Raw genomic sequence first — 13109 nt, 5'->3', positions numbered from 1 at the left:
CCATCACGCCTTCGCGTTGTCGCGTAGACGCTCATGCGCCAGTCCCGCTTCGCCGACGACGAGAAACCCCTTGGCATTGGCGAGGCACGGCGCGTCGATCATTTCAATGGTCACACGCGGAAACGCGCGCCGGATCGCGTGGGCATACAGCGCGGCGCCACCACCTGACAGAACGATCGAGCGCACACTCGTGAGCTGACCGACGTTGTTCTGCATTTCCTTCACGACGCCTGCGATAAGCGGCTGCGATTTCTCGAGGTATGGATCAAGGTCGATGTCCTTGCCGTAAAAGAAAAAGGGCGTGCGCTCACGCAATGCCTTGTCGATCCGCTCGATGTCTTCAACAGCCTCACCTTCATCGCGCGCGATCAGGCTCGCGATCCGCTGATAGATCTGCGATGCGCCGCCCGGGATGCCGCCGCTGCGTTTGTCGTCCATCGTGAAGCCGTTCGCATACACCCAGTCGGTGGTGAAATAGCCGACGTCGACCACCAGATGGGCGCTGTCCCGGCCAAACTCGTTCTGCCGGTTGCCGGACGCAGATACCAGCGAGCCAAGCGGTTGCGGAATGACGACGACCTTCTCGATGGTGACGCGGTGACTGCCGGCATCGATCTCGCCGGCGAAGCGCTCCTTCAGCGCTGTCGAAAAGCGCTGCATGTTGTGCACGGGCAGGCCGAGCACGAGCCGCTCGATATGCGCGACGCCCGAGAAATGCATGGCTCCTGCAAGCAGGGCAGCGTAGTTATCGGAGAGCACGAAATCGTTCGACAGTGCGCGCCCGGTATTGCCGTACGCCGCGGTGAGCGATACATCCGGGCCGACCTCATACTCGACGCCCTCGACGCTGATGATCGCGACCTTGCGCGAGGCGAGGACGTTTTCGCCGTAGCCGGAAAGGGTGCGGCTCGCAGCGAGCGGCGCGAGCGACGGAAACATGCCGGTCGCGACCGTGCCGCTGGCCGCGCGATAGGCGTACTTGGTGTTGCCGTATCCGACATCGACGGCGAAGACTGTGGTTTTCAAGAGCGCTCCTTGGGTTCAGGTCATCAGAGCCGCGAAGTGACAGATAACTGACACTTAAGTGTCACTTCGCGCGCGGCGCATGCGGATCGCCGCGCAAACTGACACTTAAGTGTCAGTTTGGCCTTGTCCAGTCTAGCCAGCGCGATACGATGTCAAGTCATCCAAAGCATGCCGCATCAGCCCTGCTTTCGGCCGTCCCGGTCTGTGACATTGCCCTATGCTTCATTCACCTACCGCGTCATGGACGCATCGAAACGGAGTGCGAAGGCCTCCGCTCGTCTTCAGTCAGGCTCTCACTCGCCTGAATCAACAAAGTGACCAGGGCCGCACAGTGACGCGGCTTTTTTTTCAATCACATCAAGTCCCCAGTGATCCAGGGTGAGGACCACCGGAGAGTGCGATATCCATACGATCGGCGGCGGTTTTGCGCCGTGTACACACATGAGGGAATGTGGAGGCGGACAGTCGGACAGTTCGCACCGCGCCTTGTGCGTCTAAGCGCGCCCTTTCAGCGAACGATGCTGGGTGCACTCAGGAAGCCCGATACACAGCGGCCGAGGTGAGTGTGCTTGGGGGCGGGGGAGGTCCTGCGGGCTGGCAACGCCGGCGAACGCGACTCCCCGGACGGAAGAGATAACGGTGGGCGTACCGTACCCGAACACGCAACAGGAATTGCCCGGCACATAGCCCGGCGCGGTCACCGCCACGCGGATGACGCGCCGAGACGCGCAAGCGTCCGGCTGGCAGGGTAGCCACGAAGCTGTACGCGCGCAGCGGTTTGCGCGCAGCGCCGGACACACGTCCCGCGCAGATCATCGGCGACACCATGCGCGAAGCGCGGATGTCGCGATGAAGGCAGCAGGTTGGACAGTCCAAGCGCACGCACTTCCCGTGTCGCTGGCTGATCGGATGGAATCGCTAAAGGTTCAGGAAGCGCAGGACCCCGCGCCGGGGCACATAGGCGAAGCCGCGTTGCGCGGCGACGAATACACACGCGGCGAGGACCAACTCGGCATCAGGTAGGGGTGCCGGTGGTTCTCGCAGGCGAGCCAACAACGAATATGGAGAAAACGCATGGCTGCAATCCTGAACGTGCGGGCAACTGTCCGCGCATACCGGCTGCCGGCGGCGTTCGCCGAGGAGCTGATCAACCTGCTCGATACACACGTGGCGGACATCCATAGCAAAAGCCGCGTGAGCCGGAAGGCGCTATCGATCAAGACGCAGGAACAGCGCGCAAGCGCCTTGTGCAAGGCATTTGTGGAACTGCGCGAGCATGGCTATGCGCCACAGACGCCGTGGTCGCTGAAACACAAGCATGTCGAGTTCCTGGTGAAACTGTGGGTCGGGAAGGGGCAAAGCGGGGGCCGGATCGAAAACAAGCTGACGTACCTGCGCGCGCTCGCGGAGTGGGTCGGCAAGCCCAACCTGGTTCTCACGCTGGGCGATTATGTAGACAGGCGGGAGAACGGACTTGTGCGTTCATACGTCGCGACCGAGGACAAGTCGTGGTCCGCACACGACGTCGACGCGGAGGAGAAGATTGCCGAGATCGCACGGACGTGCCCACGGACAGCGGTGCAATTGAAGCTGCAGGCCGCATTCGGCCTGCGTGTCGAAGAGAGCTTCATGCTGCGCCCGGCCGAAGCGGTGCGAAATCCGCGCATGCTGTCGGTGACGCGCGGCACAAAGGGCGGGAGGGCGCGTGAAGTTCCGATCGAGGCTAAGCTCGAGATCCTGCATGAGGCCGCGCTGCTCGAGAACGGGATGACCGGCTCGACGGTGCCGGCTGACCGGACATTGCGGCAATGGCGTGACTGGTACTACTACGTGCTGGATAAACACGGCGTAACGAAGGCGGGGCTTGGCATCACGAGCCATGGGCTGCGGCACGCCTTCCTGCAAACGCTATACGAGCGTGTGAGTGGTGTGCCGGCGCCGGTCAAGGGTGCCGACGAGCGTCCCGATGCGGAGCGACATCTCGAAGCGATGCGTCAGGTCGTGGCGGCGGCCGGGCACAGCCGGAGGACGAAGGCGAACGCCTACCTGTCGACTTTCGCGATGCAGGACAGGAAAAAGCGGGATGCGGTGACGGGCGACCAGGTGCGCGCGGCGCTCGAGCGTGCGAACGGCAACAAGACGCACGCGGCCGCGGAGCTCGGCATATCACGACAGGCGCTATATCGTGCGCTTAGCGCTTGAGGCGACGTCGCGAAATCATGTGGAAACATGCGGAGCTCAAATGGCGGTGAAAACGACCACCTTATTGGCGCGAGCGCAGGGTAGATGTCGGCACAATGTGTTGTCTCTCAGGTTCTGGCGTTGGCCCTCGGAATTAGCTAGAACCCTTTGAAGCCGGCTTCGCGCCGGCTTTTTTTCGTTCGTTGCCGCGCGGAAGCCTCTTCTCGTTAAGGTTTATTCGATGCCTGCCATCGGCCGCAGGAATGTGAATGCCTCCGCGCGTGCCGGCAGGCGTCGAATGAACCTTAACGATCGCGGACGGACAGGTAATTGATGAGCACCGGTTACGCCCTAGGCTGTCGAGTCGGGTTTTCGTTGATCTGCGTCAGCCCACCCAACTCGGTCGGCGCGATGATGCGATTGACGGCTACCAGCGTTCGCAAGATTCGACGTTTTGGATTGGGAGGCAGTGATGGGAATTGGACTGCAAATAGCCTATCTCGGTCTCCCTCAAACCGCATGTCTCGAGGCAGAAGCGGCCGTGCAACTATTGCGCCTTCTACCGTACAGTACCTACATCTCGGATTGTCAACTGGTGATCGAGCATGTGGACCAGCGCTCAGGAAGTAGCCTGTACGAGGTTCGCCTTGAAACCCGGTCCGCGGAGCACGCAGTGAAACGCATCGCACGCTGCGTACACGACAGTGCCGAAGCGGCTATTAAATGTGCGTTTGATAAGGCGGTGCGGGTATTCGAAATTCTTTCCGCTCATGGCAAGCTGTGAAAGACAACAAGCGCGGCGGCGACACTGTGTCGCCGCGAACTGGTTGAATCCACCACGAGCAATTTCCACAAAGGCCGAGCGCACCCGTTGATCTAAACGACCGAATGGCCGTTCCCCGCTGGAAGCAGACCTGGAGCTGTGAGAGCTTGAATGACGGTAACGGGTCACCAGCGATCCCGATCGGGCATGCTGTCGATTGCAGCCGCGATCCGATCTTCGAACAGCATGTCATTGTGCTCGCGCGGCGTCGGTACCTTCGGAAACTGGATGTGCCGTTCGCCGTCGATGTCGACCCACTTCGCAAGTTGCATGAGCTTGCGGTAACGCGCTGCGTCGTGCAGGACCGGGTCGATGGGCCACGAATCGATCGTGACGACGGTGGCGTCAACGAGTCGCTGCGCGAGCTGCGCGAAGATCGGCCCCCGCTCGGCCCAGTCACCTTCATTGCGCGCAAGCAGGTTAAGCACGTACTGGACGTCGCACGCACCCACTTCCTTTTCGATGAGATCCTGCAGACTGCCATTCGTGGTCGCGGGGCGGTCCAGCCTACGGTTCCACACCGCCGCGCAACGCTCCAGGGCCGCTTTTTCGTTGTCTCCGACCGATTCCCAGTCCGTGGTAACGCCGCATTCCATGCAAAAAATGGAAACGAGCTTTTCGGTCTGCGGCGCAGTGAGTGGGCGCGGTAACGTATCGCCAAGCCTCGGGGGGCCTGCATCCTTTCCAAACTCGCTGTAGTCGTATTCCGCGTCGCCAAAGCGCGCGACGACGCGCTGGGAGCGGCCGACCTTGGGCCGTCCGCCACAGTGCGGGCAGGGGAAAAGCTGTTCGATCATCTCTCGGGGGACGGTGGGTTAGCACGGGAAAGGCATTATTGCCGTTTCATCGCGTTTCGCAAACCCCGAGAATCGCCTTAGAACGCCGTCAATTCACATGGTTGCCGCAGGCAGCGAATTCGTCATACGTTTTGCTTCGCGAGCCAGGAAGCTTTTGCTGATGCTAGCTGGCGGCAATGAGGGTACCGGCGATGCGACCGATGCTCTGGTTGCTGTTGTATGGCGCGATGGGGCTGAGGGTGCGACGCGCACGCGCTTCCGCAAGGTCGAGAAATTCAACGAAGGAGGCGTCACTGGCGAGAGACACCTCGTCGGCTCCCAGTGCGATCGCGCGCTCGATAGGCGGGCCAAGTCGGCCTGTCGTCGCTATGTCGCGATCGCCGGCGAACACGAAGAAATTCCAGCGTGCCACGAAATGCCACCAGGCTTTTGCGCGCGCGAGTTCCGCCCACGTTGAACGGAAGTCGAGCAGCGAGCCGTAGTTGCTGAAAAATGCGCACCGCATTCCGGTTTCGTCCGTTGCCGCCGCAACGATCTGCCGGCCGCCCGAAATGGATCTCGTGTCATGTGCGGCCGCTACCAATGCGGGAAACCGGCATTGCCACTCGCGCGAGCGGGATACGACGCGGTCGATGAAAAAGGATTTGCCTTGCATGCTGTCCTCGTACTGGAAGCTGCCGTTGAAGGGAGCGCGAATTGCGCACGATCCACGTTACGTGGCCAACTACGAAGTCAAGTTCGCGGCGCGGGAATGAACGGTCGGCGGCAGCGCGATGGTGGAAAGTTCGGTGCGGTCGATGTCCCATTCGACAGCAGGAATACCGCGCTGGCGCCGCAGTTCCCGTTTCTCCGCTTTTCGCGCTTCGTACGAGTCCATGCCATTCATGCCATAGACCTCGATATGGGTGCGGGGCTCGGTATCGCGCAGCACGAAGTCAGGCAGCATGTCATCGCCTTCCGCAAGCCGCATCGGCTTTTCGAAAGATCGATGCTCCGCGACGAGCCGGTTAGCCATTGCTACCTCGTGGATCGAATCGCACGGAATATATGCGCTCGAGCAAAGCATGAGCGCGAGGCCCACGACGCGCAGATGTCCCTTGACCGTTCGTTCGACAAGCAGGACAGCGACGATGCGCGCGGCGCGGTCGCCCAGGGCTTTCCATGCATGCGGCCAGGTCTTTGAAGCGTGGTCGACGAGCGCGGTGCTGGCGTAATACTTTCGCGGGTTCTGCCGCAGCATCAGCGAATGCCCATACGGGGTGGGAGCCACTTCGGCGATCTCACCGACGAGCACGCCGCGTGTTACACCACCGCTGTCATTCCGGAGTCCGGCAACAAACGCGTCGAACTCGGCGTTGATCGTGGCGCGGTCAGCTTCCTGGTAGCGGCGCATGACATGAAGGACGTCCTGCGCACCACGCCCGTTCACGATGGCGTCGCCGAGTTCACCCAGCAGCTGCGCGTTGCAAAGACCCCAATGGCGGGTTGTGGCGAGGCCGTTCCAGCAGTGCAGGCCGGCAGCGGCCCAGAGCGCCTGCAGGAACGCGAGCAGGGTGGCGGAGCGGCGGCTCGTGCGGGTGCCGGAAGGCGAAGCAGGTTTGCCGCGATCCGGACGGACCTCGCGCTGCGTCAGCGAGACGTCGAGCCTGATGTTCAGGCCCGCGGGCGTTGCAACGATCGCCGCCTTCGGATCGCCTGAGCCCGGCAGCGGGCGGCGGTTCGGGTCCTTGAAGAACGCGCAGTCGGGTGCGTGCCTATGGCCATCGTCGGGCCAGCCAGCGAGGTGGAAGAGACTGCGGTAGCGGCGGATAACGAGGCGCAGACTGGCATTGGCGGGCTTGCACAGGCACAGCGCGAAGCCGGGTGTGACCTTCGTGCGTTCTAGACGTCGGGCATATTTCGCGGGATTTTCCTGAACGTCATCGAGCGGAACCGTACCGCCATCGAAAGATACATGTGCCATGTGGTATCCCCCATTCCGAAACGGGCCGCGCGCGGGCGGCCGTCGTACGGATAGCTATTGATCGACCAGGTCGGCAAGTTCCGCAGGACCTTTCCAGTGCGAGCCGTCCAGGTCGTCGAGCACTACGAGGATGTCGGTGCTCAGGTCGTGGAGCAGCACCGTTCCCTCACCGAAGCTGCCGGGTGCGGTCTGGAACGAGACACGCCGCGATACGAGCGAATCGGGTTCTGGCTGAATATCTGTTTCGGTCATGAGCCTGTCCGGATGTGCCTCGGCACTTTCGCCTGTCTCTGATTCTGGCGCGTGCCTATCGCTGTCAGGTGGTCAAAAGGCGTGCAAAAGGCGACGGCTTTGACGCTGAACGGAAGAGGCGCAGAGGCGTGAGCTTAACGGCAAAAGCTATATGGTTTCGTCGAGCATTCCGGGTCAAGGCCGTCAACCGGTTGACGGGCTACCTGCTGCGCAATCTTTGGGCAGACCAGGCGCTGGCCGCGACGTACGGCATCGGGTGCGCGATATCCACAAGGTTGTCCACGGATTCTGTGGACATCCTGCTGTGAGCCGTCTGCGTTGTCGCAACCCAAAGCGGCACGGTATTCGTGTGCATTCGCGCTTGCGCGGCGCACGCATGCCTCTACGATTGAATGGCATTGCGCGTCATCGACGCATCGACACTGTCCGCCTCGCGGACGCCATCTTCGTCTCAACCCACAACGGGAACACACCCGTTGCGGGGGTGCTCCCGTCTTTCAGGACGCACCATGAACCGTGAACGAATCCTCCGCCTTGGCATGCAGATCTATCTGCTGCACGGCCTGCCCGATCAGGAGCTGGTCAGGATCATCAGGGCGAAGCACCGTTATTCGACGTACTGCCGCACCGCAGCCCTTCGTTGTCTCGTTGGGACCGCGCCGCTTGCTGTGACGTGCGGTCGTCCTTTCGCCGAACGCCGTCGCCGCGTTCGCCATCACTTCGGCGTATAGCCGCATCTTTTTCATTTTCCCGACGGGGCATACCCCATCGGGGCATGCCCGTCGGCTCTCCAGGAGCAGACATGTACAACCAGCTTGTGAATGCGTTTATCGACGCGCAGACCGCCGCGTGGCGCAGCTACTACGCGCTCGCCCGGATTGAGGATCACACGCTCGGCGCCGTCGACCCGAGCCGTCGGATCATCCGGGTGCCGACGACGGCGGCGACGATGGCCGAACTGCGGCATGTCTATCGCGCGCTTGTCGAGCGCATCGTCGAGAAGACGAGACGCAGATACGCCACGCCGGCAGCAATGCCTGCGGTTAGCCGCAGCTTCGTGCGCGGACTGGTGCGCATTGATATCGAGCGCTCGCTGCGCGAGGGCACCGTTCCCGATTTCGATCATCTGGCAGAGCTGCTCGACACGCAGCTTCGTCGTGTGGTGGCCGGAGACGGACGATGAGTCGCAGGAGCGCTGTCTCGAAGCACAATGCCACCGCGGACGAACACCAGCGAGAACTGGTGAAGCTGATCCGCGAATTCTCGCAGCGTCATCACCTGCATGGCGTGTTTTCCGATTTCGTCGAGATCTGCGCGCTGTCGATCAGCAACAGCGTCGATCAGCCGCAGTTTCAGGTGCGGGAAAAGCGATACCTCGAGATTGTCGGGAAGTACACCAAAGACGAGATCGATCGCTTTGCCCGGATGTTCGCGCAACTGGTGCTCTCGTTCGAGAAGCGCGTCGAGGAGATGCGTGTTGCCGGCGCTGGCCTCACCGACGTGCTCGGCGCTGCCTACATGATGCTGGAGCTCGGCAATGACCGCGCCGGCCAGTTCTTCACGCCGTATGAACTCTCGCGCCTCATGGCGAAAATGATCATCGGCGACGGCGGCGATGCGGTGAAGGCCCACGGCTTCATGCGCCTCCAGGAGCCTGCATGCGGTGCCGCCGGGATGGTGATCGCGGCGGCCGAGTCGCTCAACGACGCAGGGTTCAACTATCAGCGCGCACTGCATGCAACGTGTATCGACATCGACCCGTGCTGCGTTCACATGGCCTATGTCCAGCTGTCGCTGCTGCATATTCCGGCGATTGTCGTGCATGGCAATGCCCTGTCCGCGCAGGTGTGGGGGCTGTGGTACACGCCTGCGCATATCCTGGGGGGATGGCGGTGGAAGCTGCGCGCCCGCCTCGAAGCGACTGATGGAGATCCGGTCGCGACGCCCGACGGGCGGAGCGAGGCCGCTGAAGATGTGGTGCCCGCTTCGCAGGAACCGGTCGACGGCGATATCGCGATAGCCGAAGCGCCAGCGGCTACGGGCACATCTGTGACCGATCTGTTCGAGGACGCTGTGCAGGCGACACCGGCACAGCGCATGTTTGACGCGATCGACCAGCTGTCTCTTTTCTGATCCACGCCCGGCCTTTGCGCCGGGCTTTTTTCATTCCGGCAAAAGCCGGTATGAATCTGCGCGGTTTCCGATGATCTGGAGCGCCGCGCCGCAGGTATCGTTGTTTCACCCATCGCGTCGCTGACGCATCGAGCCAGCCGGAACACCCGGCATTCATCTTAACCCCATCGGGAGCCTCTCCCGACCCGGGGGCAGGTTCCCACTCAGGAGAACCTGCAATGCAACAGCAACTTACTGCTCCCCTTAAACGTATCAGGCCTGGCCGCAATCCGCGGAGCTACTTCGATCCGAAGGCACTGGCGGAACTGACCGCGTCGATACGCGAGCACGGCGTTGACACGCCGATCCTCGTCCGTCCTGTTACAGAGGACGGTTGTGACTATGAGGTGATCGCTGGTGGCCGCCGCTATCGCGCGGCCATGGAAGCGCACGGCGAAAACTATGCGATGCCCATCGTTGTAAAGGACGTCGATGACGTCGAAACGCGGCGTATTGCGCTCACCGAGAACATCCAGCGGGACAACCTCTCGCCTGCTGAAGAAGCCGTCGATGCCGCCGAGCTTCTCGGATTGCATGGTGGCGATCGCGATGTGGTGGCCAGGATGCTTGGCTGGTCACGCTCGACACTGGATAGCCGTCTCGCGCTACTGAACTGTTCGAAGGCGGTGCTCGATGCACTGAGCGAACGTCAGATCAACATTGCCCACGCCGAGCTGCTCGCGGCGCTGGCGAAGGACAAGCAGGACGCACTGCTCCCTGTCATCGTCGCCGAAAAGCGCACGGTGCAGGAACTGAAGAAGGTGATCGAGGCCGCTTCGTGCGTGCTGTCGGCGGCCATTTTCGACAGGACGGACTGTGCGGCGTGTCCGCACAATTCGGCAACGCAATCGGCGCTCTTCGGCGAGTCGATCGCTTCCGGCAACTGTACGAACCGGGCGTGCTTCAACGAGAAAACGGAGAAGCAGCTCGAAGCGACGGCCGCAGGCCTGCGAGATGAGTTTCCGGTCGTGCGTATCGTGCGCGCGGGCGATAACCATACCCGCACGCAACTGGCCGTCGAAGGAGCGAACGGCGTCGGTGAGGAGCAGGCGAAAGCCTGCCACGCCTGCCAGAACTACGGCGTAGCCGTCAGTGGCCTGCCCGATTCCCTGGGCAAGGTCTATCGTGGCCAGTGCTTCGACACTGTCTGCAACATGAAGAAGGTTGCTGCGCGGATCAACGCCGAAAAGTCGGCAGCCGCTCCTGCTGCGTCGAAGGGCGACGACAGGAAGCAGGCCGCAAAGGCAGGTAGCACTGCTGCGTCGCCGGCAGGGACCAATATATCGGTCACGGTCGTTGCCGAGTCGGACCGGGTCAAGGCGTATCGCGTTGCGCTCTGGCGCAAGGCGCTGCGTCGAGACATCGGCAATAACAGCGAACTGGCGCGGCAATACCTGATTGCGATCGTGCTATCGGGGCACTCACGGCAGATCAGCGACACGGCGTTCAGCACCTTCTGGGAGCGCCTGACTGATGAGAAGCCCCCGGTAAGTGATCTGGCCAGGGCAGCCACCGCCGTGCAGGCAACCAGCGCCGAGATCCAGTCGAACCTGATGCTCGCCATCACGTTCGCCGCGATCGAGGGGCTCGATGTCAGCTACCTCACGCAGCTATGCAGGCATCACAAGCTCGACCTGAAGAAACACTGGAAGCTCTCCAAAGACTTCCTCGAGCTCATCACGAAGTCGGAAATGATGGTTGTCGCGGACGAGCTGGGCATCCGCGCAGCGCTCGGCGAGAACTTCAAGAAGGTATTTGCAAAGTCGAAGGGCGAGGTCATCGAGGCGCTGCTCGCGGTCGAAGGTTTCGACTACACGGGCAGGTTGCCGAAGGTCCTCAGATTCTGATTCCCCGGCGGCCTTGCCGCCGCTTTCTGATTGACGCCGCCACTGCGCGGCGTTCTTTTTTTCAAGGAGTGTTTCTCATGTTCCAGATACTGGAGCCGATGGTACGCGCCATTGGCAAACTGTCGCTCTCGTTGAAGATGGATGGCGAGAGGATGGTGGTCGTCGTCGTGCCGCGGGGCGATTCGAAAGAAGCCGTGCTTCGGCAGCCGCTCGTACTCAACGGATTGCCTGTTGAACTCGATGAAGGGTTTGCGGCCGCCGTTCAGTCCTTTTCCGCCGCTCACCGTTCGCTCGATGAGCAGGTCGCCGCAACGACGGCGATCCTGCAGGCCGCCGAGAAATCACAGGCTGGCAAGGCGCAGAAGGCGCTCACGAAGGGTGGAAAGAAGGCGACGCCCGCTTCATCCGGCGAGAGCGAGGAAGACGACGATGACGACGATGCGACGGGGCCTGCCGCAGTTGACGCGGGATCGACAGACGCATCGCCGGCCGCGTCCGAAGCCGCCGGAGCCGCACCCGCAGCCGGTGGCAACACCGGTACCGATCTTCTCAGCCTTCTGTGAGGTCACCCATGTCCATCAGCATTGCAGCCCTGATTCGCCAATTCACCTACAACGGCGTGAACCTGCTAGACCCTGGTCCGACGTTCTCGCCGGATCAGGTGCGTGATCTCTATACCGCGCAGTACCCGGAACTGACGACCGCGACGGTTGACGGCCCGGAGATTGGCGGGGAGGTGGCCCGCTACAAGTTCGTCCGTGCGGCCGGTGCCAAGGGCGCCCATGCGTAGGACCACCCTGCTCAGGCTGCTGTCCGACCCGGACAGCTTCCTCAACTCCAAGCAACCGCCCGAAAGGGCGGTTTTTGTTTCTCACAAGGACAACGAGAAATGCTGTTCGATCCTGCATCAACTGATCACGGCATCGGAGAGGGCAGCGACCGCGGGCAACCGTGCGCCCTTGCCCCTTCCCGACGTCGACCTGCCTCTGGTTTTCTGACGCTTCCCGCCGTTGCGCACGACGTACCGTCAACGGCGTTCCTGAAGTTCCGCGAGCCGGCGTCGGTAACGGCACTGGTCGAGCGGCAGTTCCGGTACGGGCCGCTACGCGCCTACGACGTTAAAAATCCCACGAGCGCGGCAGACGCATTCCAGCAGGCGTTTTTCGCGTGGTACCGCCGCCAGGTACCAGCGACGTTCCAGCGGCTCACATTCGCGCCGGTCCTGTTCGATTCCGCCGCGGTGCTTGAATACACGGAACACTGCGACAGTTCACAGACCAGTGCGGACGATCCCACGCCGCTTTTCTTTGGCATCGAGCTGCCCGACGACCACGTCTATGCCATGGCGCCGGTCGCCGACCAGCTGCGCGCAGCGCACCCGTTGCTGCTTCGCACCGTGATATCGGCGATCTTCAGGGCCGGCGCGCAGACGATGTGGATTCGCGCGCCGGACTGGTTCATGTACGAGTTTTCCTGCTGGTACTGGGACGGCGACGAGTCGATCACGGACAAGGACGCGGCGGAGCTGCTGAAGGACCGCTTTGATGATGGAGAGGCGCTTGCCCGGTTTCTTCCATCGTCGGTGCGGCCGGTCATCCAGCCCGATGACATGTCGCCGGAGTTTCGTGTGGTCAGGTGTCGGCCGCAGTACGCCGATTACCTGAGCCCGTCCGGTCTGCGTGCTCTGCGCAACCGGCTCACGGGCCTTCCGCGTCGTGTCTGTACTGCGCTGCTCGCGCTCGAGGCACTGATGCCCACGCATCGCAAGCGCGACATATTGCACATCAGCTATTTCACCAACCCTGTCTACGCACCCTGCACGCTGGTCTACCAGTGGAATGGGTGGACGGAAGAGTTGCTCGACATCCATTACGACAATGCCGGCAACAGCGGTGACGGAACCACGTATCTCGGTTTCAGCCCGCTCGCTTCGACTTCAAAAGCCATCCGTACGCAGTACACGGACTGGGCCCATGCACTCCGGGTGCTCGCATGCCTCGACACGCTGCTGTCGCTGGTAAGCGTTCCCCTCTACTGATCTGGATAAA

At 62.0% G+C, this 13109-nt stretch carries 14 protein-coding genes; 8 read left to right on the top strand and 6 right to left on the bottom strand.

The features are described 5' to 3' along the window. Positions 1-3: 3 nt before the first annotated feature. Positions 4-1026: a PRTRC system protein D gene (locus tag QYH69_RS24205; RefSeq protein ID WP_308834263.1), complete on the bottom strand. Its 1023-nt coding sequence runs from the start codon at positions 1024-1026 to the stop codon at positions 4-6. A gap of 1074 nt (positions 1027-2100) precedes the next feature. Between QYH69_RS24205 and QYH69_RS24200 the strand changes: the two genes are divergently transcribed. Continuing rightward, the gene (locus QYH69_RS24200) at positions 2101-3228 is read left to right on the top strand and encodes a helix-turn-helix domain-containing protein (RefSeq protein ID WP_308834262.1); all 1128 of its coding nucleotides are present in this window, start codon (positions 2101-2103) and stop codon (positions 3226-3228) included. A 451-nt stretch (positions 3229-3679) separates the two neighbouring features. Next, entirely contained in the window at positions 3680-3991 is a 312-nt protein-coding gene (locus QYH69_RS24195; RefSeq protein WP_308834261.1) for a hypothetical protein, read from the top strand. A gap of 164 nt (positions 3992-4155) precedes the next feature. Here the strand turns inward: QYH69_RS24195 and QYH69_RS24190 are convergent, their stop codons facing one another. From QYH69_RS24190 to QYH69_RS24170, 5 genes are all read right to left on the bottom strand, one after another. Continuing rightward, positions 4156-4827 carry a Lar family restriction alleviation protein gene (locus QYH69_RS24190; RefSeq protein ID WP_308834260.1) on the bottom strand — a complete coding sequence of 224 codons (672 nt, stop codon included), beginning with the start codon at positions 4825-4827 and terminating at the stop codon, positions 4156-4158. Positions 4828-4990: 163 nt separating this feature from the next. Further along, positions 4991-5410, bottom strand: coding sequence for a hypothetical protein (locus tag QYH69_RS24185; RefSeq protein WP_308834259.1), 420 nt, complete (start codon positions 5408-5410; stop codon positions 4991-4993). Positions 5411-5551: 141 nt separating this feature from the next. After that, the gene (locus QYH69_RS24180; RefSeq protein WP_308834258.1) at positions 5552-6790 is read right to left on the bottom strand and encodes a DUF1173 family protein; all 1239 of its coding nucleotides are present in this window, start codon (positions 6788-6790) and stop codon (positions 5552-5554) included. 54 nt (positions 6791-6844) lie between these two features. Continuing rightward, the gene (locus tag QYH69_RS24175) at positions 6845-7042 is read right to left on the bottom strand and encodes a hypothetical protein (protein WP_308834257.1); all 198 of its coding nucleotides are present in this window, start codon (positions 7040-7042) and stop codon (positions 6845-6847) included. 497 nt (positions 7043-7539) lie between these two features. Then, positions 7540-7788 (bottom strand): hypothetical protein, encoded by a 249-nt coding sequence (locus tag QYH69_RS24170; protein WP_308834256.1) that lies wholly within the window; start codon positions 7786-7788, stop codon positions 7540-7542. A gap of 56 nt (positions 7789-7844) precedes the next feature. Between QYH69_RS24170 and QYH69_RS24165 the strand changes: the two genes are divergently transcribed. The 6 genes from QYH69_RS24165 (at position 7845) to QYH69_RS24140 (ending at position 13099) form a co-directional block, all read left to right on the top strand. Continuing rightward, positions 7845-8225, top strand: coding sequence for a hypothetical protein (locus QYH69_RS24165; RefSeq protein WP_308834255.1), 381 nt, complete (start codon positions 7845-7847; stop codon positions 8223-8225). After that, a complete protein-coding gene (locus tag QYH69_RS24160; protein ID WP_308834254.1) occupies positions 8222-9175 on the top strand; it encodes an N-6 DNA methylase in 954 nt (317 codons plus the stop codon). The genes QYH69_RS24165 and QYH69_RS24160 overlap by 4 nt, the downstream gene beginning before the upstream one ends. A 218-nt stretch (positions 9176-9393) precedes the next feature. Next, a complete protein-coding gene (locus QYH69_RS24155; RefSeq protein WP_308834253.1) occupies positions 9394-11061 on the top strand; it encodes a PRTRC system ParB family protein in 1668 nt (555 codons plus the stop codon). 77 nt (positions 11062-11138) lie between these two features. Further along, positions 11139-11624: a PRTRC system protein E gene (locus tag QYH69_RS24150; protein ID WP_308834303.1), complete on the top strand. Its 486-nt coding sequence runs from the start codon at positions 11139-11141 to the stop codon at positions 11622-11624. Positions 11625-11632: 8 nt separating this feature from the next. Then, positions 11633-11851, top strand: a complete 219-nt coding sequence (locus QYH69_RS24145; protein ID WP_308834252.1) for a PRTRC system protein C — start codon at positions 11633-11635, stop codon at positions 11849-11851. A 99-nt stretch (positions 11852-11950) separates the two neighbouring features. After that, positions 11951-13099, top strand: a complete 1149-nt coding sequence (locus QYH69_RS24140) for a PRTRC system protein F (protein WP_308834251.1) — start codon at positions 11951-11953, stop codon at positions 13097-13099. The last annotated feature ends 10 nt before the right edge of the window (positions 13100-13109 follow it).

This window comes from Paraburkholderia sp. SARCC-3016 (assembly GCF_031119615.1).
In the GTDB taxonomy this organism is placed as follows: domain Bacteria; phylum Pseudomonadota; class Gammaproteobacteria; order Burkholderiales; family Burkholderiaceae; genus Paraburkholderia.
The sequence above is the reverse complement of the archived record's forward strand: the minus strand, read 5'-3'. Positions and strand labels throughout refer to the sequence as shown.